The following is a 25,065-nucleotide window of genomic DNA, read 5'->3' on the forward strand; positions in this document are numbered from 1 at the left end:
TCAGGCGTGGCGGGGCGGGGAGAAGGTGAACGCGAACAGCACGCTGCGGCGGCGGCTCAGGCCGGCGTCGGTGGGGCAGGGTGGCAGTGCCTGGAAGGGGTGGTGGGCACGAAGCATGTGCAAGGCGGTCCGCTGAAACAGGCGCGTACTCTAGGCCAGGCCTGGCCGAACGGTCAACTGTTTGGCCTTGGCGTGGTCCAAGGGGTAACCTTGTTCTCCCTTCTGGCCTGTTCATTCCCATGCTGAAAAATCTCTGGTACGTGGTGCTGCCCTCGGCGCAGCTGACTGATGGCCTGGCGCCGGTGCAACTGCTGGGCCAGCCGTTCGTGGCCTTCCGTGACGAGGCCGGGGTGGCGCGGCTGCTGTCCGACATCTGCGTGCACCGCGGCGGCTCGCTGTCGGCGGGCAGCAAGGTCGGCGCCAGCGTGCAGTGCCCCTACCACGGCTGGCGCTTTGGCGCCGATGGCCGCTGCACGCACATTCCGGCGCAGCCTGACGCGCGCATACCGCTCAAGGCGCGGGTGGACGCCTACCCGACCCTTGAACGCCACGGTTGGGTCTGGGCCTTCATCGGCGACCTGCCCGAGGCCGAACGGCCGCCGCTGCCGGCGCTGGACTGGGTCGACGACCCCAACGTGCGCGTGGTCTCCGGGCATTTCGACTGGGACGCCAGCTGGGACCGGGTCATGGAAAACGGCCTGGATTTTGCCCACGCGCCGTTCGTGCACGGGTCCACCTTCGGCGACCCCGACCACCCGCAAATCGCCTCCTTCGACGTCGAACGCCAGGCCTGGAGCGGCCACGCCCACATGGTCATGCGCCGCGCGGTGCGCAAGGGCTGGCTGCGGCGCCGGCCCACGGGCGAGCACGTGGACGTCACCACCGTGCCCGGCTTCCACTTCTCCGGCCCCTGCGCCACCCTGGAGCTGGCGCCGCGCGCGGGCTGGCGCATCCATATCGTCTCCGCCCACGTGCCGGTGGCCGCCAACCGCACGCGCACCTGGTGGATGATGGGCCGCACCTTCCTGCGCTCGCCGCTGTTCGACCGCCGCACCATCGCCAGCAACCTGCGCATCTTCGAGCAGGACCACGAAGTGCTGCGCAAGGTGCGCCCCGAACGCGTGCCGGACACCTGGCAGCAGGAGGTGTCGGTGAAGTCCGACGGCCTGCAGATCGCCTTCCGCCAGCGCCTGCGCGAGCTGGAACAGCGCGGCTGGCGCATCGACGAGGCGCGCCTGGCCCGCGAGTTCACCGGCCGCACCGCCTGCGTGGTGCCCAGCCCGGCGCGGCGCGAGGGCGGGGCCTGGGCCATCGAGGAAATCCCGCTGCTGGACGTCACCGCCCCGCGTTCGTGATTGTCCTGCGCGCCGCGCTGCAGTAAGGTCGCCGCCGCGCACGGGGCGACGACGAATGAAGGTAGCAAGATGATCGAGTGGTTGATGTACCTGGCGCTGGGCGCCGCCATGGGCACCCTGGGCGGGATTTTCGGCATCGGCGGCGGGCTGATCGCCATTCCGGTGCTGGCGCTGTTCTTCAACCTCGACCAGCAGCAGGCCCAGGGCACGGCGTTGGTGATGGTGGTGCCGAACATCCTGCTGGCCATGTGGCGCTACCACCAGCGCACGCCCATCAACTTCTACCAGGCGCTGCCGCTGGCGGCCGGCGGGCTGGTGTGCGCAGGGCTTGCCTCGATGATTGCCGTGGGCCTTGACCCCAACGCCATGCGCATCGGCTTTGCCGTGTTCATGCTGGTGCTGGCTGCCTACAATTACGCGCAGATGTTCCTGCCCAAGGCCGCCGGTAGCGGCGAGGTGCGCGCCCGCTGGCCGGCACTGCTGGCCCTGGGCGGCGGCAGCGGGGTGCTGGGCGGCTTCTTCGGCGTCGGCGGCTCGGTGCTGGCCACACCGGTGCTCACCAGCGTATTCGGCGCCAGCCAGGTGGCGGCCCAGGCACTGTCCCTGGCGTTGGCAGCGCCCAGCACCGGCATCACCCTGGTCACCTACGCGCTGCACCATCATGTGAACTGGCTGATGGGCATTCCCATGGCGGTGGGCGGGCTGGTCAGCGTCAGCTGGGGCGTGAAGGTTGCCTATCGCTTGCCCGAGCGCACCCTGCGCACGCTGTTCTGCCTGTTCCTGGTGCTGTGTGCCGGCTTGCTGGCATTGAAACACTAGGCAGCGCGGCCCGGCTCTTCGGCAACTGTGCAGAAACTGCGGAGCTTTCGCCCCCACCCTTGTCAGATGGATAGCCGGCAAGGCTAAATCAGCGGCCGCGCCTTTACCTGACCTTCAAGGAACTGCCCGTTGTCTTCCACCTCCACCACGGAAACCGCCGCCACGGCCTCCACCTCACCGCGCTTCTGGCTGCTGGCCTCGCTGCTGGTGGCCATGGTGCTGGCGGCCCTCGACCAGAGCATCGTCGCCACCGCGCTGCCGGTGATCGCCAGTGAAATGAAAGGCATCGAGGGCATGAGCTGGGTGGTGACGCTGTTCATGCTCACCAGCACCATCGGCGCGCCGCTGTACGGCAAGCTCTCGGACCAGTACGGCCAGCGGCCGCTGTTCCTTATCAGCATCGGCGTATTCGTCGGCGCCTCGCTGCTGTGCGGCCTGGCCACCAGCATGACCCAGCTCATCGCCTTCCGCGGCCTGCAGGGGCTGGGCGCCGGCGGGCTGATGACCTTGTCCCAAGTGGTGATCGGCAGCGTGGTGAAACCCTCCGAGCGGGGGCGCTACCAGGGGCTGTTCTCGGCAGCCTTCGCCGTCAGCGCCGCGGCGGGCCCGCTGCTGGGCGGCTTCATCACCACCCAGTGGAGCTGGCGCTGGGTGTTCCTGATCAACATTCCCCTGGGCGCGCTGGCCATCGCCGGGCTGATGATCAACCTGCCGGCCATCAAGCGCCAGGCCGATGTGAAGGTCGACTACCGCGGCGCGGCCGTGCTGTGCGTGGCCACTTCGGCGCTGCTGTTGCTCACCCATTCCTTCTCCCTGGCCGGCCAGGCGGACAGTTTCAGCACCTGGGCCCTGGGCCTGCTGGCATTCTTCGGGTTCGCCCTGCTGTACCGGGTGGAGCACAAGGCGCCGGAGCCGATCATCGACCCGCGCCTGTTCGCCAACCGCCGCTACTCCATCGCCATCGCCGCCATGGCGGCCATGGCCTTCGCCATGATGGGCTCGCTGGTGTTCATGCCGCTGTACTACCAGGCCGTGCTGCACCAGACGCCTACCGAGTCGGGCATCATGACCCTGCCGCAGGTAGTGATGATGGTCATCAGCTCGTTCATCGGCGGCGCCATCTCCACCCGCAAGCAGAACCACGTGGTGCTGCTGTTGCTGGGCGTGGGCCTGGAAGCGGTGGGCCTGTTCATGCTGCTGATCTTTGCCCAGCACAAACTGGGCGCCGGCTACTTCCTGCTGGCCATGGGCGTGCTGGGCTCGGGCATGGGCATCGGCATGCCCAACGCCACGGTCATCGTGCAGAACGCCGTGCCGTTGAAGGTGATGGGCGCGGCCACGGCGGGGCTGTCGTTCTGCCGCTCCCTGGGGGCTGCGCTGGGCGTGGCCGTGGCCGGCGGCATCATGAGCTACACCCTGCGCCGGGAACTGGCCGAGCTGCCGGCGGCGCTGCAAGGCATGTCGCTGACCTTGCCCCAGGGGCTGGGTGCAGTGGCGGGGGCGGATGTGGCGCAATTGACCGAGCTGTACCGCACGGCCATCAGCGCCAGCCTGTTGGCGGGTGGCGCGGTAATGACGGTGGCGTGGCTGTTGGTGCTCAGCCTGGTGCTTTCCCGCGCAACCAAAACCCCACCCCCGTGACGCGGCCTGTGGCCGCTGCTACGGGCGGGCCGCGGTTTGTACCATTGAAAATCGCACCTGCCGGTAATGGTCGGGCGCTGCGACCAATGCGTCACTTCGATAGTCGAATACCCGGCCGTTGACCTTGATCGTGATGCTGTCCTGGCCCTGTTCCGCTTTAACGGCATCATCATCAGCCACCAGGAACGCAGAGGCTTGGGCAAGCTTTTCCAACGTCGCTGCGTCATCCCCCGCGTCCTGCTGCACGTAGTATCGATAGCTGAAGCCGGTCGTCGCGCCTCCACGGTTGTCGCGTGCGCCGTAGAGGAAGGTGCTGTCGCCCAACGGCTGCTTGACCACCAGTTTGTCCAGATGCGGGGCGGTGGGGCGGGTGAGCCATTGCCAGGCGAGGGTGGCGAGCGCCAGCACCAGTAGGACATTGGCAGCGCGTTGCAGGTTTGAACTAGAAGTTTTTCCACTTGGCATACGCAATCCCTTGTTTGATGCAAAGCTGGTCTTGAAGATCATCACCGTACGGCGCGTTGCCCCACCAATGACCCAAGTCGGGATTGGAGGTGCCAGCACGACTCTGCGCAAAACCGGCGGCGCGCAGAAGGACGGTTTCGGAAAAACCGGCGGCCGTTCCGGTGGCGCCATAGTTGAAGTTGCCGAATGCTTCATAATCCCGAGATAGCTGCTTGTAGTCCCACGGCCCCTTATTGCGGACCTGATTGTAGAACCACGAGTAGAGGAAAGCCGAACCGGGCTTCAATACCTGTTTTTTCTGGGCGGCGATGTACAGGTTGGCATCAATGGAAACGCCACGAGGTGATGGGGGAATACGCATGTATCGTCCTGATATGCAGTGCGGCCCGGCATTTTACACGGCGTTTACGCTATCGGATCCTCGGTATGAATAATCAGATAATTCCTACAGATTTTTCGCATACCTATACCCCGTAGCTGCTGCCGCAGGCTGCGCCCGGCCCCTATGCGGTGTCCCTGCTAAACGGTGGCGCCCATGACGCGGCCTGCGGCGGATGGCCGCCCCGCCGCAGCTACATCCTGTGGGAGCTGGCTTGCCAGCGAGCTGTTGGGGCCATAAAAGCTCGCTGGCAAGCCAGCTCCCACAGGTAGTGCCATTGCACCCGTTTGCGTCGCCGCTGCCCCAAAGCGGATGTAGGGTTGCCTCGCGCCGACCAATCCGGGTAAGGTCCGCCCGCCGCTGCATCAGCGGCCCGGGATTGGCGTTCCGGAAAGGAGAAACAACTGAAAAAGCTTGAATGGCTTTCTCGTCGTATTGTTTCGTGAGGATTCTTCCGTGAAATCTGCAACCCAATCGCCAGCCCTTGCCCGCATTCAAAATATCGTTCTACTGCTCGAAAATCTTGATTCTGATTGCTTGAGGGGCGGTGCCGTGCATGCGCTTCTGCTTGAGCAATTGTGCAATTTGCGCGAAGAGTATGTTTCGCACGCCGAAGTACGTTCCCTTGGTTACGTGAAACTGAACGCCGAAGAAAAAACGCTGGTAGAAAACCTGCGCTGGACCCGCCACAAAGGCCGCGACAAGGTGTACCGCCTGGCCGAGCAAATGCGCCTGCAAAAGCCCTGGTAACCCACCGCGTAGCAGCTGCCGCAGGCTGCGTCCGGCCCCGCCGCGGTGTATCCGGTAAACTGTGGCGCCCATGACGCGGCCTGGCGGCCGCTGCTACAGGGCGACGGTTGGTCTATGACATGCCTGGTTGTCTCATGAGTTGGGTTGTTGACGGAGCTACTGATGCCTCGCAAAGAAAAATCCCTCCCTAGTGAAACCCAGATCGCCGTTCAGGAGGCTCGAATTCCTGACATCGCTATCAAGGCTTTCAGCAACGCATTCAGGGCCGCCATGGCTCAGGGTGCCAGTGTGCTGGTGGCCAAAGATGGCGAGTTGATGGAGGTTTCCGAAAGCTCGCGCACGTCTATTCGGTCGCTGGGTGAGTACGGGCATCTGAAAAGCGGCACCAAGCTCCAGATTCGCAAGCGAGAAGATCGGGTGAATTCTTCGCTCCCTTAACCTGTAGGCGGACGCAATATTGGTGTCCAACAGGGCTTACATATTCGACCGATATCCAGCCTCCGTGGTTTGACGCATATGTGGTAAACAAGTTGGTCTGACAGCCAGCGCCCATGACGCGGCCTTGCGGCCGCTGCTACAGGGCGGAACGTTACGCATCGCGCAACAAATCCTCCGCATCCAGCAACCGGAACAATATCTCCGGCCTCTGCACCAACGCCCGCCGTATTGCCGCCGGTATCGCCTCGCGCGTTTTGCGGCACAGCCCCGGCTGTTCGTCGAATTCGATCAGCAAGCCGCGCGCGCTGCGCACTTCGTTGTGGCTGGGGCGGATGCGCACGCGGATGCCCAGCAACTCGTGCATGCGCCCGCACAGGCGCTGCAGGTCTTCGAAGCTTTGCAGGCTTTCCAGGCGCTCGAGCAGTTTGCGTTCCTCGAAGCGGGTGAGTTGCAGGATGCGCAGGTCGGCGCCGGGGTCGGCCAGCAGCTGGCCGTGCCCGCAGTTGCAGGCGGCCGGGGGGCAGGGCTGGCGGATCGGGACAGGGCTGGTCATGGCTCCAGCATAGCGGCTTGCACAAAACTGCGGAATGCTTGCTTCATCGTCCGGTTATAGCACGTCGGTCCAATAAACCGAGGCCTGCACTGCTAGAGTTCTAGACTTGCAAATCGTACTGCCCGGCCAACGTAGCCCGGCAGGCGCCACCGTGATCGCTGTAATGAGGAAACACCATGCACACCTTGACCATCAATGGGCAGGCGCATGACGTCGACGTGCCCGACGACATGCCCCTGCTGTGGGTACTGCGCGATGTGCTGGGCATGACCGGCACCAAGTACGGCTGCGGCATCGCCCAGTGCGGCGTGTGCACGGTGCACCTGGACGGCCAGGCGGTGCGTTCCTGCGTGCTGCCGGTGAGCGCAGTGCAAGGCCATGCCATCACTACCATCGAGGGCGTCGGCGAGACGCCGGTGGGCGCGCAGTTGCAGCAGGCCTGGCTTGAGCACGAAGTGGTGCAGTGCGGCTACTGCCAGCCGGGGCAGATCATGGCCGCGGCGGCGCTGCTGCACAACCACCCCAAGGCGGACGACGAGCAGATCGTCACGGCGATGAGCGGCAACCTGTGCCGCTGCGCCACCTACACGCGCATTCGTGCCGCGATCAAAAGCGTCAGCCAGGCCTGAGGGTAACCCATGAACTCTGCAAAATTCCCCGGCCCCGACCTGTCGCGCCGTGGCCTGCTCAAGGGCAGCGCGCTGACCCTGGGCGGCCTGGTGCTCAGCACCTGGCTGCCACCGCTGGTGGCCCGCTCCGCCGCGGCTGAAGCGGTGGCGCCCGGGCGCCCCGGTGCCACCCAGTTCGAAGGCTTCGGCGCCTTCGTACAGATCGGCGAGGACGGCCGCGTGCGCGTCATTTCGCCGAAGATCGAAATGGGCCAGGGCGCCCAGACCGGCATCGCGATGATGGTCGCCGAAGAGCTGGAAGTGGGCCTGGACCAGGTGCAGATCCAGGAAGCGCCACCCAATGGCGCGCTGTACACCGACACCATCCTGCAGTTCCAGGCCACCGGTGGCTCGTCGTCCACGCGCTACACCTGGGAGCCGCTGCGCAAGGCCGGCGCCACCGCGCGCATCCTGCTGACCCAGGCCGCCGCCATTCGCTGGAAGGTCGCCCCCAGCCAGTGCCGCGCCGAACACGGCCAGATCCACGGCCCCCAAGGCCAGGTGGCCGGCTACGGCGAGCTGGCCAACGCCGCCGCGCAACTGCCGTTGCCCACCGACGTGCCGCTCAAGGCCATCGGCGACTTCAAGCTGCTGGGCACCCCGGCCCGGCGCCTCGACACCCCCGACAAGGTCACCGGCAAGGCGCAGTTCACCATCGACCTGCACGTGCCGGGCATGCGCATCGCCTCGACCCTGACCTGCCCGGTGCACGGCGGCACGCTGAAAGCGCTGGACGAAGGCGACGCGCGCAAGGTGCCCGGCGTGCATGACATCATCAAGCTGAGCAACGCCGTGGCCGTTATCGGCGACCACTTCTGGGCCTGCCAGCAAGGCCTCAAGGCCCTGCGCATCGACTGGGACTACGGCCCTAACGGCGAAGGCCATTCGGCGCTGCTGGACAAGGCCTTGCTGGACGCCAGCGGCCGCGACGGCGTGGTCGCCCACACCAGTGGCGACATCGCCCAGGCCCTGGGTTCGGCCAGCAGCCGCTTCGAGGCGGTGTACCAGCAGCCGTTCCTCTCGCACTCGCCGCTGGAGCCCATGGGCTGCGTGGCCCACGTGCGCGCCGACGCCTGCGAACTGTGGGTGGGCACCCAGGCGCCGGTGTTCGCGCAGATGGGCGCGGCGAAAATCAGCGGCCTGCCCCAGGACAAAGTGATCATCCACAACCAGCTGATCGGCGGCGCCTTTGGCCGCCGGCTGGAGTCGGACTTCATCTTCCAGGCCGTGGACATCGCCCGCCAGGTCGACTACCCGATCAAGCTGGTGTGGAGCCGTGAAGAGGACATGACCCACGACCTGTACCGCCCGCACTACGTCGACCGCATCAACGCCGCGCTGGACGACGACGGCCGGCCCCAGGGCTGGGACCACCGCATTGCCGGCGCCTCGGTGATCGCCGCCTTCGTCGGCGCGTTGCCGCCCAGTGGCGTCGATGCCGACGCGGTGGAGGTGGCCATCGAGCCCATCTACCAGCTGCCGCACCTGCAGGTGCGCTACATCCGCGAAGACCCGAAAACCATCCCCGTGTCCTGGTGGCGCGGCGTGGGGCCGTTGCGTAGCACCTATGTGCTGGAGTCGTTCGTGGACGAGCTGGCGCACCGCGCCAAGGCCGACCCGGTGGCCTACCGCGCGGGGCTGATCAGCACGCAGCCGCGGGCGCTGGCGGTGCTCAAGCGCGCCGCCGAGCTGAGCGACTGGCACACGCCGTTGCCCAAGGGGCAGGGGCGCGGCATTGCCGTGACCGCCGTGTTCGGCAGCTTCATCGCCACCGTGGTCGAACTGGAAATGCAGGGTGAGCGCGCCATCAAGATCAAGCGCCTGGTGTCGGTGATCGACTGCGGCTTCGTCAACAACCCCACCTCGGTGACCTCGCAGGTGGAGGGCGGCACGCTGTTCGGCCTGTCGGCGGCGCTGTTCAACGAGATCCTGGTGGAAAACGGCCGGGTGCAGCAAAACAACTTCAACGCCTACCGGCAGATCCGCATGAGCGACGCGCCGCCGGTTGAAGTGCACCTGATGCCCAGCCTGGAAAGCCCCGGTGGCGTCGGCGAGACCGGCGCGGTGCCGGTGGCGGCGGCCCTGGTCAACGCCTTGCACGCAGCGTCCAACGCCCGCGTGCGCCGCTTGCCCCTGAGCCGTTCCGGCTACTACACCGTTTGAGGATGGCTGACATGACGTTTATCAAGATTGCCCTGGCCGCCACCCTGGCCGTGCTGGGGGCCAACGCCCTGGCCGCCGACCCGCAGTTGATCGCCAAGGGCGAATACCTGACCCGCGCCGCCGACTGCGAGGCCTGCCACACCACCCCCGGCGGCAAGCCGTTCACCGGCGGCCTGGCGTTCCAGCTGCCGTTCGGCACCCTGTACTCGCCCAACATCACCGCCGACGCCGCCACCGGCATCGGCAGCTGGAGCGACGACGACTTTGTCAGCGCCCTGCAGAAAGGCGTGGGCAAGGAAGGCAAGCATTATTACCCGGCGTTCCCCTACACCTCGTACACGCTGATGCCGCGCGAGGACATCCTGGCGATCAAGGCGTACCTCACCAGCCTGCCGGCGGTGAACCAGCCGCCGAAGGAAAACAGCATCGGCTTCCCGTTCAACCAGCGCTGGGGCATGGCCCTGTGGAACCTGGTGTTCGCCGACGACAAGCGCTTCACGCCGGACCCTGCGCAGTCCGCCGAGTGGAACCGTGGCGCCTACCTGGTGCAGGGCCCCGGCCACTGTGGCGAGTGCCATTCGCCGCGCAACCTGGCCCAGGCGGTGGACACCAGCAAGTCCCTGGCCGGCGCAACCATCGGCAACTGGCAGGCCTACAACATCAGCGCCGACAAGCGCTATGGCGTGGGCAGCTGGCCCCAGGACGTGCTGACCCGCTACCTGGCCACCGGCGAGGCGCCCGGCTACGCCATGGCCGGCGGGCCGATGAGCGACGTGGTGGAGCACAGCCTGCGCTTCCTCACCCCCGATGACATCAAGGCCGTGGCGGTGTACCTGCAGGGCTCGCCGGCCCGTGCCGAGGGCATTGCGCGGCCAGCGGTGGCGGTCAACGACGGGCCGTTGCCGCCGGGCGATGGCCTGGGCCGCAAGGTGTTCGTCGACGCCTGCGCCGGCTGCCACCGCCTGGACGGGCAGGGCAACCAGACTGGCGTTGCGACCCTCACCGGGCTCAAGTCGCTGAACGATCCGGCGGGCACCAACGTCGTTGCCGTGTTGCTGGCCGGGCACTATCCGTTCACGTTCGGGTCGCAACAGAAGATGCCTGATTTTGCCCAGGCCTACAGCAACCAGGAGTTGGCCGCCGTGAGTACCTTCGTCTTGCGCCGCTTTGGCGAAACCGATGCCCGCATCACCGCCCAGCAAGTGGGTCGGAGCCGTGCCAGTGCACTGCATTGATGAGCTGCTGGGCGCCCTGGATGACGGCGCCGAGGCGGTGCTGGCCACCGTCGTCAAGGTTCAGGGTTCGGCCTACCGCCGGCCGGGCGCGCGCATGCTCATCCCCCAGGTGGGCGACCCGCGCGGCACGGTCAGCGGCGGTTGCCTGGAAAACGAGGTGGCGCGCAAGGCCTGGTGGCTGAGCGAACAGGGGCCCAAGGTGGTGGCCTACAGCACGGCAGCCGATGAAGACGACCCGCTGGACGAGGCCGCGTTCAGTTTCGGCCTGGGCTGCAACGGCACGGTGTTCGTGCTGATGGAGCGCGTGCAGCACGACTCGCTGCTGATGCGCACCCTGCGCCGGGTGCGCGACCGTGGCGAGGCCTGCGCCCTGGCCACGGTGATCGCCAGCGACGGGCCGTTGCCGGTCGGCGCGCGCAGCGTGCCGGGCAGCGAAGGTTGGCCGCAGGCGTTGAATGATCAGGTGCAGCAGGGGCTTGCCTGCGTGCTGCAGCAGGGCAAGTCGGCGCTGCGCCGTTACCGTGGCGAGTGGGGTGAAGTCGAGGTGTTCCTGGAATACCTGGCCCCGGCGCGCCGGCTGGTGGTATTCGGCGCCGGCCACGACGTGCAGCCGCTGGTGCGCATGGCCGACCTGCTGGGCTGGAAGGTCACGGTGGTGGACGGCCGCTCGCATTTCGCCCGCCCCGAGCGTTTCCCCCAGGCCCAGGCGGTGCTGTGCGCCCAGGCGCGCGAGCCGTTGCCGGCCAGCGTGCAGTTGAACGGCGCCGCCGTGGCCGTCATGACCCACAGCCTGACCCAGGACTTCCATTGGTTGCAGGCGGCGCTGGGCAGCGGTGCGGCGTACATCGGCCAGCTGGGCCCACGGGACCGCACCGAGCGGCTGCTGGCGGACATGGACGCCGCGCACCTGCCCGCGCTGGACCGCCTGCATTACCCCATGGGCCTGGACCTGGGCGGCGACAACCCGGAAAGCGTGGCCATGGCCATCCTGGCCGAGATAGCCGCGGTGTTCAATGGCCGCGCCGGCGGGCCGTTGAAGGCGCGCCAGCAGGGCATTCATGACGTCGAGCCGTCAGTGCTGCACGGCGCCCAATCAGGCGTCGGCGACCTTGGTGGCGTGGAACGAGCAGATCTGCCAGTCAGCGCCGGTGCGGCGCCAGACCTGCGTGGTGAAACCGCCTGACGCCACGCTGTGCTCGCCGCCGCGTTTCTGCAGGGTGTTGGCGTGGGGGCCGGTCATGATCGCCAGGTCATCACCGGCGAAGCGCACCTGCAGCGGGCCGCGCTCCACACTCAGGTAGCGCACCACGTCTTGCGCGTAGGCCAGGTACTGGGCCTTGTCGTGGACCAGGCCGGTGGTGTGCACGTACACCAGGTCGTCGGCGAACAGCCGTGCCACTTGGGCGTGGTCGTCCTGTACCAGGGCGCGGCTGCGCTCGGCTTCCAGGGCCAGCAGATGGGCGTGGGTTTCGGTGTGGGTAAGCGTCAAGGCAGTGCCCTCGCAAGGTGGTTGGGGGAGGGGGCATTCTAGGAAGGCAGGGGCCCTGGGCGCTCATCGTGTTTGCCGATGGCAGGCAGTGGCCGCGGCGATGGCCGGCGCATTCATTCACGTTACAAGCGCTCGGCTGCTTGATAGCATTGCGCCGCCATTGGCTAGACAAGGACGGGCGGGGATGAGCAAGGCGTTATTCGTGCTGCTGGCGCTGGCCGCGCCTTCGGTGTTCGCGGCCACCTACAAATGCGTTGCCCCGGATGGCGCGGTGGCCTTTGCCGCCACGCCCTGCGCGCCGGGCGCGGGCGAAAGCACCTTCGTGCCCCCCGCCGGCGGCAACGACCCGGCGGCAGCCGCCCGCCAGCGCACGGCCGCCGCCCCGGCGCGGGTGGTGCTGGTGCGCACGGTCATCACCCACCAGGAACACATCACCTGGACCGTGCGCCACACCCGCGCCGCGCCGCCGCCCAGCGTCATTCCCTGACGCCCCTGACGCCCCTGACGCCCCTGACGCCCCTGACGCGGCCTCCGGCCGCTGCTACGGGAACCGCGCGATCGGCGGGGTGCGCGCGTCCTTGTAGCAGCGGCCGCAGGCCGCGTCTGGAATCAGCGCTCGGACACGTCGATCCAGATGGTCTTGATCTCGGTGTACTGGTCGTGCGCCCACACCGACTTGTCGCGCCCGCCGAACCCCGACTCCTTGTAGCCGCCAAACGGCGTGGAGGCGTCGCCTTCGCCGAAGCAGTTGACGGTGACGATGCCGGCGCGAATCTCGCGTGACAGCTTGATGGCGTTGCGCAGGTTGTCGGTGTACACCGACGCCGCCAGGCCGTACACGGTGTCGTTGGCCAGGGCGATGGCCTGGTCGATGGTCTTGAAGGTGGTCACCGCCAGCACCGGCCCGAAAATCTCCTCCTGGAACAGGCGGCTGTCGGCTGGCACGCCGTCCACCACCGTGGGCTGCACGTACACGCCTTGCTCGGTCTGGCCGCCCACGCGCACCTGCAGTTGTTCCACGCGCGCCTGTTCAAGGTAGGAGGCCACCTTGTCGAAATGCGCCTTGCTGACCATGGCGCCCAGGCGGTTGTCCGGGTCCAGCGGGTCGCCCAGTTGCCATTCGCGCAGGTGCACGGCGATGCGTTCGAGCAAATCGTCCTTGATGTCTTCGTTGACGATCAGCCGCGAGGACGCCGAGCAGTTCTCGCCCATGTTCCAGAACGCGCCGTTGACCACGTGGCTGGCCACCAGGTCCAGGTCCTCGACGTCGCTCATGACCACGGCCGGGTTCTTGCCGCCGCACTCCAGCACGATGCGCTTGAGGTTGGAGTCAGCGGCGTAGTGCAGGAAGCGGCGGCCGGTGGCGGTGGAGCCGGTGAAGCTGACCATGGCCACGTCCATGTGCCGGCCCAGCGGTTCGCCCACTTCCTGGCCGCCGCCGGGCAGCACGTTGAACACGCCTGCCGGCACGCCGGCCGCGAAGGCCAGCTCGGCCACGCGCAAGGCGGTGAGGGTGGTCTCGGTGGCTGGCTTGACCACGATGGAGCAGCCGGCCGCCAGCGACGGGCCGATTTTCCACGCCAGCATCAGCAGCGGGAAGTTCCACGGCAGCACCAGGCCGACCACACCGATGGCTTCGCGCACCACCAGGGTCAGGGCGTCGTTGCCCACCGGGGCGGTGTTGTCGTAGATTTTGTCGATCAACTCGGCGTGCCAGCGGATCATGTGAATGGTTTCCGGCACGTCGATCAGCGCGCATTCGCGCACCGGCTTGCCGCTGTCCAGGCTCTCCATCACCGCCAGTTCGTCTGCGTGCTGTTCCAGCAGATCAGCGAAGCGCAGCAGCACCTTCTTGCGCGCGCCGGGCGAAAGCTTGCTCCAGCGGCCATCCTCGAAGGCGGCCTTGGCCACCGCCACGGCGTGGTCGACGTCGCTGCTGTCACAGGCCACGACGTGCGCCAACACTTTATCGGTAGCCGGGTTGGTGGTGGCGAAAGTCTTGCCCGAGCGCGACGCATAGGGCGCGCCGTCAACGAACGCCTGCGTCGGCAGCACCAGGGTTTCAGCGATGGCCGCGTATTCGGCCTTGCTCAGCAACGTGCTCATTGCACACCTCCGGTGATCTGCGCCACTTCGCGCTTGAGGTCAGTGATGACGTTCTTCAGCGCCTGCTTCTCTTCAGCCGTCATGGCCTGCAGCGGTGCGCGCACGCCGCCGGTGCTCTGGCCGTTGAGCTCGCAGCCGTACTTGATCGACTGCACGAACTTGCCGCTTTCGAGGAAATCCATCAGCGGCATGAACGCCGACATGATCCTGCGGCCCTTGTCGAAGTCCTTCTCCACCACGCAGGCCTCGTACAGCGCCACGTGCTCGCGCGGAATGAAGTTGGAACCGGCGCACACCCAGCTGCGCGCGCCCCAGGCGAAGAACTCCAGGGCCTGGTCGTCCCAGCCGCAGGACAGGGCGATGTTGGGGTAGTTACGCGCCAGGAAGTGCAGCTGCGCCGGGTCGCCGGAGCTTTCCTTGATGGCCACCACGTTCTTCACCTGCTTGATGGCGGCGAAGTAGGCGGCGCCCATGCTCACGCCCATGCGCGCCGGGTAGTTGTACAGCATGATCGGCAGGTTCGCGGCGCGGTCCACGGCCTGCAGGTGCGCGGCGTTCTCCAGCTCGGTGGGCAGGGCGTAGGGCGGCGAACCCACCAGGATGGCGTCGGCCTTGATCTCGCGGGCGGCCTGGGCGTAGGCCACCGAGTCTTCGGTGCGGATGGCGCCGGTGCCGATCACCAGCGGCAGGCGGTTGCCGATCACGGCCTTGGCGTGGGTGGCCAGGTCCAGGCGCTCCTGGGCGGTGTGGGCGTAATACTCGCCGGTGGAGCCGCCGATGATGATGCCGTGCACCTTGGCCTCGATCAGGTATTCAAGGGTCTCGGCAAAGGCGTGGCGGTCGATCTGGCCGTCGGCGGTCAGCGCGGTGATGGCCGGGGTATAGATGCCTTCGAATTTCATGCGTGGTTCTCCTAGATAAGGGGCAGCAGGTTCAATTACCCAGCGCCGCGGCGTCGCGCAGGCTCAGGGAACGGGTTTCAGGGGCCATGGCCCAGGCAGCCACAAGGCCCACCAGGGTCACGGCGGCGGCTACATACATGGTGTGGCCGATGCCAATGCCTTGCAGCGAGAGGGGCACCAGGTAGGTGCCCACCGCCGCGCCAACCCGCGACAGCGAGGTACCGATGCCCACGGCAACGGCACGGATTTCCGTGGGGAACAGCTCGTTGGGGTACACCAGTTGCAGCACCTGGGCGCCGCCGATGAACAGCGCGTAGGCGCCGAACAGGGCCAGCACCAGCAGTTCGTTGCCATCGGGGAACAGCCCCAGCAGCAACAGCGCCAGGCCCGACCAGAGGAAGCTGTGAATGAGCATGCTGCGCCGGCCCATGACGTTGATCAGCTGGCTGGCGAAAATGCAGCCGATGACGAACAGCAGGGTGATGGCGATGGAGCCGAACGCCGCCCAGTCGCCCTTCAGGTGCAGGGCTTCGAGCACCTTGGGCGCGAAGGCGTACACGGCGAACACGGGAATGATCGAGCACGACCAGAACAGCGTGACGAACACCAGGCGCTTGGCGTAGCCGCTCATCAGCAGCCCCCAGAACGTGGTGCAGGCAAGCTCGGCCTGTTCCGGTAGGTTGGCCAGGCTGAACTGCGGGCCGTACACGCCCTTGATGACCTGTTCAGCCTCGGCGGCGCGGCCCTTGCTCAACAGCCAGCGCGGCGACTCAGGGGTGCCCAGCCGCAGCAGCAACAGCCCCAGGCCGATGGCGGCGGCGCTGGCCAGCACGTAGCGCCAGGCGTCATCACCGCCCAGGTTGATCAGGGTGTTGCCGACGATGTAGGCGAACGCGGCGCCGGCAAACCACAGGATGGTCAGCGCCGCCAGCCGCGGGCCGCGGTACTTGCGCGGCAGGAATTCCACCAACAGCGCGGTGGCCACCGGGTACTCGATGCCCACGGCCAGGCCGATGATAAAACGGCACAAGAATAGCGCGGACGCGGACTCTACCCACAGCTGCGCCAGGGAACAGGCAATAAATAACAGCGGGCCAATAAAATAAACTTTCTTGCGGCCCAGGCGATCCGTGAGGACACCCCCGAAGAAACCACCAAAGAACACGCCGATTAATGCCGAGGCGGCAATCATGCCTTGCCAGAATTCGGTAAGTTGCAACGCCGCGGACATTTGCAACATGGCAATGCCGATAATACTCAGTACATAACCGTCGACGAAAGAACCACCGCCGGAACGCAGGGTAAGTTTGCGGTGAAAGGCATTGAGCGGGACATCTTCAATGCAACAGTTGGAAGGTTTCATTGTTGTCTCCTCTGTCGCGCGGTACAACGTGACCGCGCGGTCTCTGCGGGAGCTGGCTTGCCAGCGAGTTTTGGCAGTTGTTCAATAGCTCGCTGGCAAACCAGCTCCCACAAGGGGCGTTGTTGTTATTGTTGGTGCAAGAGTGTCGAAAACAGGTGAGGGGGTAATCAGCTCTCCTGGCCGGCGCGGTATTGGCCCCAGGCCAGGTTCATGTTCACCCCGGCCGACAGCAGCGGCTGCGGCGGGTTCTGGCTGGGGCCGGGGGCGGCCAGCAGGAAGTCGGTGAGGTGGCTGCGCTCGCCCGCCAGCCAGTCGGCCAGCAAAGTGCCGGTGACGGTGCCGCGGGTAACCCCCAGGCCGTTGCAGCACAACGCCCCGTAGACGTTGGGCGCCAGTTGGCCAAAGTGCGCCATGTGATTGCGCGACAGGCTCAGCGAGCCGCCCCAGGTGTACTCGAAGCCCACGTCCGGCAGCATCGGGAAGCGCTTGGCGAACGACGCCCGGTGGCGTTTGGCGAACAGCTGCAGGTACTTCTGCCGGCTGGCGCCATCGGGGTTGAAGCTGAAGCTGTTGCGCACCAGCAGGCGGTTGTCGACGGTACGGCGCAGGGTGGTGCCGAACGGGTCGGCGGGTATCACCCCCCAGAAGGGCTTGCCGCCCAGGCGTGCCTGCTCGTCCACCGTCAATGGGCGGGTAAGGCTTGCGTAAGTGAAGATCGGCAGCATGCGCCCTTTCAGGAAGCCGAAGCTCATGCCAAAGGCGTTGTTGGTCAGCACCAGCTTGTCGGCCAGGATGCTGCCGCCTGCATGCACCAGGCGCGTCTGGGCGCCGTATTCCACCTGGGTGATGGGCGTGTTTTCGTACAGGGTGACGTTGCCCGGCAGGCTGTCGGCCAGGCCTTTCACCAGGGCGGCGGGCTGCACCAGGGCGGTGCCGGGGGTGAACAGCGCCTGGCGGTAGAAGCCGGTGCCGATGTGCCCGGGCAGGTCCTGCCCGGCGATCACCTCGTAGGATTGGCCCAGCTTGTCCAGGCCCCGGCGGTAGGCGTCCAGCACGGCGATGCCGCGGTCTTCGATGGCGGCCTGGTACTTGCCGCATTCGCGCAACTGGCAGTCGATGCCGTGTTCTTTCACCAGCGCCTTGAGTATCGACTGGCCTTGCAGGTTCAGCGCCAGGCTCATCTTCGCCGTGGCGATGTCACCGATGTAGTCGTCGGCGCCGATGTCGTGGGGCAGGTCGATGGCGAAGCCGGCGTTGCGCCCCGAACTGCCGTAGCCCACCTGCTGGGCTTCCACCAGCACGATCTCTTCGTCAGGAAAACGCCTGGCCAACTGCCGCGCCGCGGCAAGCCCGGTGAAGCCTGCGCCTATCACCACCCAGCGCGCCGTGCGGTGGCCCACGTGGGCAGGGCGCGGCGTGCGCGGTGGGGCCAGGTGGAACCAGCCGCACGTGGAATCATCTGCGGGAATATGCGTGACCTTTGCCATTTCAACGACCCGGTTTTTTTTAATTGTCGAACCGGTGGCTGTTCACACCGGCGTCACATGCCTGAGCTAAAAATACTATGTGTATACATCGTGTCGACACACTATAGGGCAGGTTTTATCGGGGTGTCTAGAGGCCCCGATTTATCCGTTTGAAGGGCTTTGAAAAGCGTCCGCAATGGCCGTTTTTTTCCACAAAGCCCTTATGCCACGGGCGTTTGCGGGTATATTGGCGCAGCAAATTTCACTGCGGCGAGCGGCCGCAGGTGGCAAGCGCTGCCTTCGCACTGTTCCAAAAACGACAGCCTTGTTTCCTGTTAACGACCAGGCCTTTTGCTAGCCATGTGCGCAAAGGCTTGAACCGCAAGGCTTTGGCCCCGACAATGAAAAAATCTCAGGTGTTCACGGTGTATACATCGTGAATACAACCCGTTGACCGATCCCCGTCGCCGTGCGAGTCTGGCTCCATAAGCCGGCCGCTGTTGACGAAAACAGCCCTTGGAGGTCGTTTGTGAAAAGCGGCAAGAACAGTTTGTACGACGACTTGAAGCGTCAGATCCTGACCATGGAACTGGACCCCGACGAGGTGCTGGACGAGGTGGGCCTGAGCGAGCGCTATGGGTTGTCCCGAACCCCGGTGCGCGAAGTGTTCCGCCGCCTGGCAGGCGAGGGTTACATTGATATTCAGGAAAACCGCGGTGCGCGGGTAATCGCCATGAACTACGCCACCCTGCGCAACTTCTTCCTGGTGGCGCCCATGATCTACGCGGCCATTGGCCGTTTGGCAGTGAACAACTTCCGGCCTAAACAACTGGAAGACCTGAAACAGACCCAGTTCCGCTTCCGCCAGGCCACACTGGCCAAAGACCCGCTGGGCATGGTGCTGGAGAACAATCGCTTTCACGAGATCATGGGCGAGATGGCCGGCAACCAGTACCTGGAGCCCAGCCTGGGGCGGCTGCTGATTGACCACGCACGCATCGGCCATACCTTTTACCGGCCGCGCGACCCGGACATGGAGCGGCGCCTGGACTTGTCGGTGGAGCACCACGACCAGTTCATCGAGGCCATCGGCAAACATGACGAAGGTGCCGTAGTGGACCTGGTGTTCGAACACTGGGAGTTGTCGCGGGAAAACATGGAAATATTCATTGCGCCGCAAGGGCTCGATGTCAATGGCCTCGGCGAACTACCCCGCGGTTCGAACTCCGAAAAGTGGTCGTGAACGGCCGCTGTTGAATAACCGGCGCCTGGGTTAACTGCCCGCGCCGGCTTATATATAAACATTGAAACAACGCAAAGGCGTACGGTAGCCGGCTGCGCGAAATTCGAGGTGCAACTTAAAGTAACGACCGCACGCAACGTGTGCGGAGCGATGGCGTGTGGCTTTAACAAACTCAACCCTGTGTTTTTTATTGCGTACTACGAGGTCAGTCATGAAGAAGATGTGGAAAGCACTGTGCGCGGCAACCCTGGCAACGATGGTGATGTTGCCGGTACACGCCGAGGAAAAGACCATCACCATGGGGACACTGTCCTGGGAAGACCTGACGCCCATTACCGGTATTACCAAGAAAGTGCTGGAAGACTCCGGTTATACCGTGAAAGTGGTGGAGTTCTCGGAGTGGGGCATTGCCTACGCCGCCCTGGGCAAAGGTGATATTCAGGTACTGGCTTCGCAGATCGACTACGCGGCCTATGACTACTGGAACAAGAACAAGAGCCGCCTGGAAAAACTCTCGCCGGTGTCCCACGGCCTGTACCAGGCCATCGCCGTGCCCAAGTACGTGCCCATCGATTCGCTGGACCAACTCAACGACAACGCCGACAAACTGGGCGGCAAGATCATCGGCATCGAGCCCGGTTCGGGCCTGATGAGCGACGCCACCAAGGCGGTCAGCGAATACGGCATCAAGCTGCAACTGGTGGAAGGCAGCACCGCGGCCATGACCGCCGCGCTGAAGTCCGCCGTGGACCGCAAGGAACCCATCGCCGTCACCGTGTGGGAGCCATCGTGGATGGCGCAGAAGTTCGACCTCAAATTCCTCAAGGACCCCAAAGGCGTGTTCCCGCCGCCACAAGGCTACTACTGGATCGGCCACAAGGGCTTCTCGGCTGAGTACCCCCACGCCCGTGAGCTGATGGCCAGCGTCTTCGTGCCGGTGGCCGACATCACCGCCATCAACGGCGAGGTGAAGGACGGCAAGACCATGGAACAGGCCATCCAGGGCTGGACCGCCAGCCACGGCGAACTGCTCAAGCGCTGGGAAAACGTAAAACAACAATAAGCCTCGACACTGCTGTGCCACTGCCGAACTTGGATTAATTAGAAAAACCAGCGAAAAACTGGTTCGACGGGTTCCGAAATGACAATGTCCAACGCAAACGCCAATGAAGTGCTGATCGATTGCCAGTCCCTGTGGAAAATCTTTGGCCAGAACGCCCCTGCCGCCATGAAGGCGGTGGTGGACAAAGGCCTGAGCAAGACTCAGGTGCTGCAACAGTTCAGCTGTGTGGTCGGGGTCTCCGACGTTAGCCTGCAGGTGCGCCGGGGCGAGATCTTCTGCATCATGGGCCTGTCCGGCAGTGGCAAATCCACGCTGATCCGCTTGTTGAACAAACTGATTACCCCCAGCGCCGGCAAGGTGGTGGTGAAGGGCCAGGACCTGTCCACCCTCAACCCCACCCAGCTGCGCCAGGTGCGCGCCCGCCACATCGGCATGGTGTTCCAGAGCGTGGCGCTGCTGCCCAACCGCACGGTGCTGGAAAACACCGCCTTCGGCCTGGAAGTGCAGGGCGTGGGCAAGGCCGAGCGCTACCAGGTGGCCGAGCGCGCGCTGGCCAAGGTCGGCCTCACCGACTGGGCCCAGCGCTACCCCAATGAACTGTCCGGCGGCATGCAGCAGCGCGTGGGCCTGGCCCGGGCGATCACCGCCGACCCGGAAATCATCCTCATGGACGAGCCCTTCAGCGCCCTCGACCCGCTGATCCGCCGCCAGCTGCAGGACGAGTTCCGCCAGCTGACCAAGGACCTGGGCAAGTCGGCGGTGTTCATCACCCACGACCTCGACGAGGCCATCCGCATCGGCGACCGCATCGCCATCATGAAGGACGGTGTGATCATTCAGGTGGGTACCGCCGAGGACATCGTCCTCAACCCCGCCGATGACTACGTCGCCGAGTTCGTCGCCGGCATCTCGCGCTTGCACCTGGTAAAGGCGCACTCGGTGATGACCCCGGTGGCCGCCTACAGCGCCGCGCATCCGGGCAGCGACCTGTCGCGCCTGAGCAAAACCACGGTCGAGGCCGACATCGACGAGCTGATCGGCCTGATCATGACCTCGGACCGCGACGCCCTGGCCGTCACCGACAAGGGCGCCATCGTCGGCATCATCACCCCGCGCGACCTGTTGCGCGGCGTGCAGGGCTTGCCCAACGACTTCACCCAGGATGTGCCTGAGGCTGCGGTGGAGCGTGCCCAATGAGCCTGGCCAGCGTTGCCTTGCCCGATTTCGCCCAACCCTTCGACGACCGCGTCGACGCCGGCCTGCAATGGCTGTCGGACCACGGCGCCGACTGGTTCGACCTGGCCAACGCCGGGCTCAAGAGCCTGTTCCAGGCCGTGCTGTGGCTGGTGGCCTGGCCGCCGTGCTACGTGATTGCCCTGTTGATCGCGCTGCTGGGCTGGCGTTTGGTCGGCCGGCGCTTTGCGCTGCTGGCGTTCGTCGCGCTGCTGGGCTGCAACCTGATCGGCCTGTGGCCGGAAACCACCAGCACCCTGGCCCTGGTGCTGACCGCCACGGTGCTGGCGCTGGTGGTGGGCATTCCCCTGGGCGTGGCTGCCGGCCTGGCGCCGCGCCTGGACCGGCTGGTGGACCCGTGCCTGGACCTGGTGCAGACCCTGCCGCCGTACATCTACCTGCTGCCGGCCATCGCCCTGCTGGGCTACGGCCCGGCCACGGCGCTGCTGGCCACCTTCATCGTCGCCGTGCCGCCGGTGCTGCGCCTGACCGCCCTGGGCATCCGCATGACGCCGCGCGAGTTCATCGAACTGGGCGACGCCAGCGGCGTCACCGCCACGCAGATGTTCTTCAAGATCCGCCTGCCGTTCGCCCTGCCCAGCATCATGGCCGGCATCAACCAGAGCCTGATGATGGCCTTCGGCATGGTGGTGATCGCTGGCATCGTCGGCTCCGGCGGCCTGGGCGAGTCCATCTACGGCGCGATACGCACCCTGGACATCGCCAAGTCGATCAATGCCGCCATCGCCATCGTTATCCTTACCCTGATTCTCGACCGCCTGGCGCAGAGTTTCGCCCACAGCAAGGCCGGAGGTGGCCAATGAGCATTGCCGATCTGCATTTCTCCCCCGGCGAGTACCTGGCGCCCGTGGTGGACTGGCTCAACAGCCACCTGCACCCGCTGTTCGTGGTCATCAGCGAAATCATCGAGGCCACCTTGGGCGCGGTGCAAGGCGTATTGCTGGCGCCGCCGCCGTTGCTGCTGGTGGCCATCGTCGTGGCCCTGGCGCTGTATTTCGCCAACCGCCGCGTGGCGCTGTTCGCCGGGCTGATGCTGCTGTTCTGCCTGTTCAGCGGCCTGTGGCTGGCGTCCCTGCAGACCATCGCCCTGGTCTCGGTGGCGGTGCTGATCTCGGTGGCCGTGGCTTTCCCGCTGGGCGTGCTGGCGGCGCGGGTCAAGCGCGTGGACACGCTGATCACCCCAGTGCTGAACATCATGCAGACCGTGCCGCCATGGGTGTACCTGATTCCGGCGGTGATGCTGTTCAGCCTGGGCCGCGTGCCGGCGATCATCGCCACCATCGTCTACGGCATCCCGCCGATGCTGCGGCTCACCACCCTGGCGTTCAAGCAGCTGCCCAAGGACCTGCTGGAGCTGGGCCAGGCCTCGGGCGCCTCGCCACGCGACATTCTGTTGAAGATCGAACTGCCCACCGCCGCGCCCACCCTGCTGGTGGGGCTTAACCAGTGCATCCTGCTGTCCCTGGCCATGGTGGTGCTGGCCGGGCTGGTGGGCGCTGGCGGCCTGGGCGCCGAGGTCACGCGCGGCCTGACGCGCATGGAGATGGGCCTGGGCCTGCGCGCCGGCCTGGCCATTGTCGCCGTGGCGCTGTTGCTTGACCGCCTGTCCCGTGGCGCCCTGCAGCGCCATTCACCACGCCAGCTGGCCTGAGGAGTCGACCATGCGCCACAGCTTTTTCTGCATCGACGCCCACACCTGCGGCAACCCCGTGCGCGTGGTGGCCGGCGGCGGGCCGCTGCTGCCGCTGCTGCCCATGGCCGAACGCCGCGACCTTTTCGTGCGTGACCACGACTGGGTGCGCACCGCACTGATGTTCGAGCCGCGCGGCCATGACGTCATGTCGGGCGCCATCCTTTACCCCAGTGTGCGTGAGGACTGCGACTTCGCCGCGCTGTTCATCGAGGTCAGCGGCTGCCTGCCCATGTGCGGCGCCGGCACCATTGGCCTGGCCACGGTGGCCATCGAAGAAGGCCTGGTCACCCCGCGCGTGCCGGGCCGGCTGGCCATCGAGACCCCGGCCGGGCGGGTGGACGCCGAGTACCAGATGGGCCCCGGCGGGGTCGATTCGATCCGCCTGCGCAATGTGCCCAGCTACCTGCACGCCGCCAACGTCGAGGTGGACGTGCCGGGGGCAGGGCGGATGGTGGTGGACATTGCCTACGGCGGCAATTTCTATGCGGTGGTAGAGCCGCAAGCCAACTGGCCGGGGCTGGAGGGCATGGGCAGCGGCGACATCGTCAGCCTCAGCCGGCGCCTGCGCACGGCCCTGGCCCAGGTGTGCCAGCCGGTGCACCCGCTGCATACCCACATCCACGGCGTGCACCACGCCATCTGGTGCGACGCCCCGCGCAGCCCCAAGGCCGACGGCCGCTGCGCGGTGTTCTACGGCGACAAGGCCATCGACCGCTCGCCCGGCGGCACCGGCACCTCGGCGCGCATGGCGCAGCTGGTGGGCAAGGGCCGGCTCAAGGCCGGTGACACCTACTGGCACGAGAGCCTGATTGGCACGCTGTTCGAAGGAAGGGTGGAGGCGCTGCTCAAGGTGGGAACCTACGATGGCATCGCCCCCAGCATTGGAGGCTGGGCAAGGATCACCGGGCACAATACAATTTTCGTCGATGACCGCGACCCCCTGGCCCACGGCTTTCTATTGCTGTAGGCGCCAGCCACGAATAAGAGAACAACGTGATTTCACACCGTACTTCCCCCGTTGCCGCCACCCGCCAGGCAGGCGCCAGCCCCGCAGCCCCGGCGGCGGGCGCGCGGCAGACCCGCGTGGGCTTCGTGCTGCTGGAGCACTTCTCGCTGCCGGCCTTCACCCAGGCCCTGGACACCCTGGTCACCGCCAACCTGCTGCGCCCCGGGCTGTTCGCCAGCACCACCCTGGGCCTGGCGGGCGAGGAGGTGACCAGCGACCTGGGCCTGGTGATTCGCCCCGATGCCTTGCTGGGCGCCGTGACACCGGCGGATTTCGACCTGCTGGTGGTGTGCGGCGGCCACCGCACCGAGCTCAAGGCCGACCCGGCCCTGAGCGCGTTCATCACCGCGGCCGCCAGCCGCGAGGTGACCCTGGCCGGGCTGTGGAACGGCGCCTGGTTCCTGGGCCGCGCCGGGGTGCTGAACGGCTACCGCTGCGTGGTCCACCCCGAGCACCGGCCGGCCCTGGCGGAAATTGCCAAGGTGTCCCACGTGACCAGCGAAGCCTATGTGCTGGACCGCGACCGCCTCACCGCCTCAAGCCCGGCGGGGGCGTTCCAGATGACCCTGGAGTGGATCAAGGGCCTGCACGACAAGGCCCTGATCGAAGGCATCGAGGATATTCTGGCGTTTGGTGAATCACGCTACCGGCGCCTCAACCCGTCGAAGAACGTCTCGGTGAGCCCGGCGTTGCGGCAGGTCATCGACCTGATGAACGCCAACCTTGAGGAACCGCTGGAATTCGCCCAGCTGGCCGCGTATGCCGGGCGTTCGCGGCGGCACATCGAGCGGTTGTTCAAGGAGCAGCTGGGCACCACGGCCCAGCGTTATTACCTGGAAGTGCGCATCATCGAGGCGCGGCGCCTGCTGCAGCACACCGAGCTGTCGATGGTAGAAGTGCTGGTGGCCTGCGGCTTCGTCTCGCCCAGCCATTTCAGCCGCTGCTACAGCGGCTACTTCGGCTACCGGCCGTCCAAGGAAACCCGGTTCGTCAAATGATCTGTGGGAGCTGGCT

At 66.0% G+C, this 25,065-nt stretch carries 25 protein-coding genes; 17 read left to right on the forward strand and 8 right to left on the reverse strand.

Annotation, left to right across the window (positions count from 1 at the left end):
* Window positions 1-239: 239 nt before the first annotated feature.
* The 3 genes from ACWKWX_RS21650 to ACWKWX_RS21660 all read left to right on the forward strand — a co-directional run bounded on the left by ACWKWX_RS21650 (window position 240) and on the right by ACWKWX_RS21660 (window position 3,815).
* Window positions 240-1,355, forward strand: coding sequence for an aromatic ring-hydroxylating dioxygenase subunit alpha (locus ACWKWX_RS21650; RefSeq protein ID WP_483828875.1), 1,116 nt, complete (start codon window positions 240-242; stop codon window positions 1,353-1,355).
* A 69-nt stretch (window positions 1,356-1,424) separates the two neighbouring features.
* On the forward strand, window positions 1,425-2,174 hold the full coding sequence (locus ACWKWX_RS21655; protein ID WP_483828876.1) for a sulfite exporter TauE/SafE family protein: 750 nt from the start codon (window positions 1,425-1,427) through the stop codon (window positions 2,172-2,174).
* A gap of 129 nt (window positions 2,175-2,303) precedes the next feature.
* Window positions 2,304-3,815: a DHA2 family efflux MFS transporter permease subunit gene (locus ACWKWX_RS21660; protein ID WP_416423694.1), complete on the forward strand. Its 1,512-nt coding sequence runs from the start codon at window positions 2,304-2,306 to the stop codon at window positions 3,813-3,815.
* An 18-nt stretch (window positions 3,816-3,833) separates the two neighbouring features.
* Here the strand turns inward: ACWKWX_RS21660 and ACWKWX_RS21665 are convergent, their stop codons facing one another.
* Entirely contained in the window at window positions 3,834-4,322 is a 489-nt protein-coding gene (locus tag ACWKWX_RS21665; RefSeq protein ID WP_483828877.1) for a hypothetical protein, read from the reverse strand.
* Window positions 4,258-4,641, reverse strand: coding sequence for a polymorphic toxin type 44 domain-containing protein (locus ACWKWX_RS21670; protein ID WP_473006238.1), 384 nt, complete (start codon window positions 4,639-4,641; stop codon window positions 4,258-4,260). The genes ACWKWX_RS21665 and ACWKWX_RS21670 overlap by 65 nt, the downstream gene beginning before the upstream one ends.
* 474 nt (window positions 4,642-5,115) lie before the next feature.
* Between ACWKWX_RS21670 and ACWKWX_RS21675 the strand changes: the two genes are divergently transcribed.
* Both ACWKWX_RS21675 and ACWKWX_RS21680 read left to right on the forward strand, forming a co-directional pair.
* A complete protein-coding gene (locus ACWKWX_RS21675) occupies window positions 5,116-5,409 on the forward strand; it encodes a hypothetical protein (protein ID WP_473006239.1) in 294 nt (97 codons plus the stop codon).
* A gap of 162 nt (window positions 5,410-5,571) precedes the next feature.
* Window positions 5,572-5,847: a hypothetical protein gene (locus ACWKWX_RS21680; RefSeq protein WP_483828878.1), complete on the forward strand. Its 276-nt coding sequence runs from the start codon at window positions 5,572-5,574 to the stop codon at window positions 5,845-5,847.
* 151 nt (window positions 5,848-5,998) lie between these two features.
* Here the strand turns inward: ACWKWX_RS21680 and ACWKWX_RS21685 are convergent, their stop codons facing one another.
* Window positions 5,999-6,400, reverse strand: coding sequence for a hypothetical protein (locus ACWKWX_RS21685; protein WP_416423699.1), 402 nt, complete (start codon window positions 6,398-6,400; stop codon window positions 5,999-6,001).
* Between the two features lie 176 nt (window positions 6,401-6,576).
* Here ACWKWX_RS21685 and ACWKWX_RS21690 point away from each other — a divergent pair, with 176 nt between their 5' ends.
* The 4 genes from ACWKWX_RS21690 to ACWKWX_RS21705 are packed head-to-tail and all read left to right on the forward strand — an operon-like array spanning window position 6,577 to window position 11,649.
* Entirely contained in the window at window positions 6,577-7,029 is a 453-nt protein-coding gene (locus ACWKWX_RS21690; RefSeq protein ID WP_416423700.1) for a (2Fe-2S)-binding protein, read from the forward strand.
* 9 nt (window positions 7,030-7,038) lie between these two features.
* Window positions 7,039-9,231, forward strand: a complete 2,193-nt coding sequence (locus ACWKWX_RS21695; protein ID WP_483828879.1) for a xanthine dehydrogenase family protein molybdopterin-binding subunit — start codon at window positions 7,039-7,041, stop codon at window positions 9,229-9,231.
* An 11-nt stretch (window positions 9,232-9,242) separates the two neighbouring features.
* The gene (locus tag ACWKWX_RS21700) at window positions 9,243-10,466 is read left to right on the forward strand and encodes a c-type cytochrome (protein WP_483828880.1); all 1,224 of its coding nucleotides are present in this window, start codon (window positions 9,243-9,245) and stop codon (window positions 10,464-10,466) included.
* Complete coding sequence (locus ACWKWX_RS21705; protein ID WP_473006247.1) at window positions 10,453-11,649, forward strand: XdhC family protein; 1,197 nt, start codon at window positions 10,453-10,455, stop codon at window positions 11,647-11,649. Before ACWKWX_RS21700 ends, ACWKWX_RS21705 begins: the two co-directional genes overlap by 14 nt.
* On the opposite strand, the gene ACWKWX_RS21710 is transcribed toward ACWKWX_RS21705, so the two are convergent.
* On the reverse strand, window positions 11,560-11,955 hold the full coding sequence (locus tag ACWKWX_RS21710; protein ID WP_473006248.1) for a nuclear transport factor 2 family protein: 396 nt from the start codon (window positions 11,953-11,955) through the stop codon (window positions 11,560-11,562). The genes ACWKWX_RS21705 and ACWKWX_RS21710 overlap by 90 nt on opposite strands.
* 184 nt (window positions 11,956-12,139) lie before the next feature.
* Here ACWKWX_RS21710 and ACWKWX_RS21715 point away from each other — a divergent pair, with 184 nt between their 5' ends.
* A complete protein-coding gene (locus ACWKWX_RS21715) occupies window positions 12,140-12,442 on the forward strand; it encodes a DUF4124 domain-containing protein (protein WP_483828881.1) in 303 nt (100 codons plus the stop codon).
* 122 nt (window positions 12,443-12,564) lie between these two features.
* On the opposite strand, the gene ACWKWX_RS21720 is transcribed toward ACWKWX_RS21715, so the two are convergent.
* The 4 genes from ACWKWX_RS21720 to ACWKWX_RS21735 form a co-directional block, all read right to left on the reverse strand.
* Window positions 12,565-14,061 carry an aldehyde dehydrogenase gene (locus ACWKWX_RS21720; RefSeq protein WP_473006250.1) on the reverse strand — a complete coding sequence of 499 codons (1,497 nt, stop codon included), beginning with the start codon at window positions 14,059-14,061 and terminating at the stop codon, window positions 12,565-12,567.
* Entirely contained in the window at window positions 14,058-14,963 is a 906-nt protein-coding gene (locus tag ACWKWX_RS21725) for a dihydrodipicolinate synthase family protein (RefSeq protein WP_483828882.1), read from the reverse strand. The genes ACWKWX_RS21720 and ACWKWX_RS21725 overlap by 4 nt, the downstream gene beginning before the upstream one ends.
* A gap of 31 nt (window positions 14,964-14,994) precedes the next feature.
* Window positions 14,995-16,326 carry an MFS transporter gene (locus ACWKWX_RS21730; RefSeq protein ID WP_483828883.1) on the reverse strand — a complete coding sequence of 444 codons (1,332 nt, stop codon included), beginning with the start codon at window positions 16,324-16,326 and terminating at the stop codon, window positions 14,995-14,997.
* Between the two features lie 167 nt (window positions 16,327-16,493).
* The gene (locus ACWKWX_RS21735) at window positions 16,494-17,813 is read right to left on the reverse strand and encodes an NAD(P)/FAD-dependent oxidoreductase (RefSeq protein WP_483828884.1); all 1,320 of its coding nucleotides are present in this window, start codon (window positions 17,811-17,813) and stop codon (window positions 16,494-16,496) included.
* 508 nt (window positions 17,814-18,321) lie between these two features.
* On the opposite strand from ACWKWX_RS21735, the gene ACWKWX_RS21740 reads away from it, so the two are divergent.
* The 7 genes from ACWKWX_RS21740 (at window position 18,322) to ACWKWX_RS21770 (ending at window position 25,049) form a co-directional block, all read left to right on the forward strand.
* A complete protein-coding gene (locus ACWKWX_RS21740) occupies window positions 18,322-19,035 on the forward strand; it encodes a GntR family transcriptional regulator (RefSeq protein WP_473006254.1) in 714 nt (237 codons plus the stop codon).
* A gap of 211 nt (window positions 19,036-19,246) precedes the next feature.
* Window positions 19,247-20,098 (forward strand): glycine betaine ABC transporter substrate-binding protein, encoded by an 852-nt coding sequence (locus ACWKWX_RS21745; RefSeq protein ID WP_473006255.1) that lies wholly within the window; start codon window positions 19,247-19,249, stop codon window positions 20,096-20,098.
* A gap of 78 nt (window positions 20,099-20,176) precedes the next feature.
* On the forward strand, window positions 20,177-21,295 hold the full coding sequence (locus ACWKWX_RS21750) for a quaternary amine ABC transporter ATP-binding protein (RefSeq protein WP_416423710.1): 1,119 nt from the start codon (window positions 20,177-20,179) through the stop codon (window positions 21,293-21,295).
* Window positions 21,292-22,155 carry an ABC transporter permease gene (locus ACWKWX_RS21755; protein ID WP_473006256.1) on the forward strand — a complete coding sequence of 288 codons (864 nt, stop codon included), beginning with the start codon at window positions 21,292-21,294 and terminating at the stop codon, window positions 22,153-22,155. Before ACWKWX_RS21750 ends, ACWKWX_RS21755 begins: the two co-directional genes overlap by 4 nt.
* A complete protein-coding gene (locus ACWKWX_RS21760) occupies window positions 22,152-23,003 on the forward strand; it encodes an ABC transporter permease (RefSeq protein WP_483828885.1) in 852 nt (283 codons plus the stop codon). Before ACWKWX_RS21755 ends, ACWKWX_RS21760 begins: the two co-directional genes overlap by 4 nt.
* A gap of 10 nt (window positions 23,004-23,013) precedes the next feature.
* The gene (locus ACWKWX_RS21765; RefSeq protein WP_483828886.1) at window positions 23,014-24,012 is read left to right on the forward strand and encodes a 4-hydroxyproline epimerase; all 999 of its coding nucleotides are present in this window, start codon (window positions 23,014-23,016) and stop codon (window positions 24,010-24,012) included.
* Window positions 24,013-24,128: 116 nt separating this feature from the next.
* A complete protein-coding gene (locus ACWKWX_RS21770) occupies window positions 24,129-25,049 on the forward strand; it encodes a GlxA family transcriptional regulator (protein ID WP_416427583.1) in 921 nt (306 codons plus the stop codon).
* Window positions 25,050-25,065: the final 16 nt, after the last annotated feature.

It is taken from the genome of Pseudomonas imperatae (assembly GCF_057128625.1).

What these genes read in the sequence shown, in the direction of transcription:
- ACWKWX_RS21755 (WP_473006256.1), top strand. Translation starts at nt 21,292, where the DNA reads ATGAGCCTGGCCAGCGTTGCCTTGCCCGATTTCGCCCAACCCTTCGAC.
- ACWKWX_RS21695 (WP_483828879.1), top strand. Translation starts at nt 7,039, where the DNA reads ATGAACTCTGCAAAATTCCCCGGCCCCGACCTGTCGCGCCGTGGCCTG.
- ACWKWX_RS21735 (WP_483828884.1), bottom strand. Translation starts at nt 17,813, where the DNA reads ATGGCAAAGGTCACGCATATTCCCGCAGATGATTCCACGTGCGGCTGG.
- ACWKWX_RS21685 (WP_416423699.1), bottom strand. Translation starts at nt 6,400, where the DNA reads ATGACCAGCCCTGTCCCGATCCGCCAGCCCTGCCCCCCGGCCGCCTGC.
- ACWKWX_RS21745 (WP_473006255.1), top strand. Translation starts at nt 19,247, where the DNA reads ATGAAGAAGATGTGGAAAGCACTGTGCGCGGCAACCCTGGCAACGATG.
- ACWKWX_RS21730 (WP_483828883.1), bottom strand. Translation starts at nt 16,326, where the DNA reads ATGAAACCTTCCAACTGTTGCATTGAAGATGTCCCGCTCAATGCCTTT.
- ACWKWX_RS21665 (WP_483828877.1), bottom strand. Translation starts at nt 4,322, where the DNA reads ATGATCTTCAAGACCAGCTTTGCATCAAACAAGGGATTGCGTATGCCA.
- ACWKWX_RS21765 (WP_483828886.1), top strand. Translation starts at nt 23,014, where the DNA reads ATGCGCCACAGCTTTTTCTGCATCGACGCCCACACCTGCGGCAACCCC.
- ACWKWX_RS21690 (WP_416423700.1), top strand. Translation starts at nt 6,577, where the DNA reads ATGCACACCTTGACCATCAATGGGCAGGCGCATGACGTCGACGTGCCC.
- ACWKWX_RS21725 (WP_483828882.1), bottom strand. Translation starts at nt 14,963, where the DNA reads ATGAAATTCGAAGGCATCTATACCCCGGCCATCACCGCGCTGACCGCC.
- ACWKWX_RS21655 (WP_483828876.1), top strand. Translation starts at nt 1,425, where the DNA reads ATGATCGAGTGGTTGATGTACCTGGCGCTGGGCGCCGCCATGGGCACC.
- ACWKWX_RS21700 (WP_483828880.1), top strand. Translation starts at nt 9,243, where the DNA reads ATGACGTTTATCAAGATTGCCCTGGCCGCCACCCTGGCCGTGCTGGGG.
- ACWKWX_RS21670 (WP_473006238.1), bottom strand. Translation starts at nt 4,641, where the DNA reads ATGCGTATTCCCCCATCACCTCGTGGCGTTTCCATTGATGCCAACCTG.
- ACWKWX_RS21650 (WP_483828875.1), top strand. Translation starts at nt 240, where the DNA reads ATGCTGAAAAATCTCTGGTACGTGGTGCTGCCCTCGGCGCAGCTGACT.
- ACWKWX_RS21680 (WP_483828878.1), top strand. Translation starts at nt 5,572, where the DNA reads ATGCCTCGCAAAGAAAAATCCCTCCCTAGTGAAACCCAGATCGCCGTT.
- ACWKWX_RS21760 (WP_483828885.1), top strand. Translation starts at nt 22,152, where the DNA reads ATGAGCATTGCCGATCTGCATTTCTCCCCCGGCGAGTACCTGGCGCCC.
- ACWKWX_RS21715 (WP_483828881.1), top strand. Translation starts at nt 12,140, where the DNA reads ATGAGCAAGGCGTTATTCGTGCTGCTGGCGCTGGCCGCGCCTTCGGTG.
- ACWKWX_RS21720 (WP_473006250.1), bottom strand. Translation starts at nt 14,061, where the DNA reads ATGAGCACGTTGCTGAGCAAGGCCGAATACGCGGCCATCGCTGAAACC.
- ACWKWX_RS21750 (WP_416423710.1), top strand. Translation starts at nt 20,177, where the DNA reads ATGACAATGTCCAACGCAAACGCCAATGAAGTGCTGATCGATTGCCAG.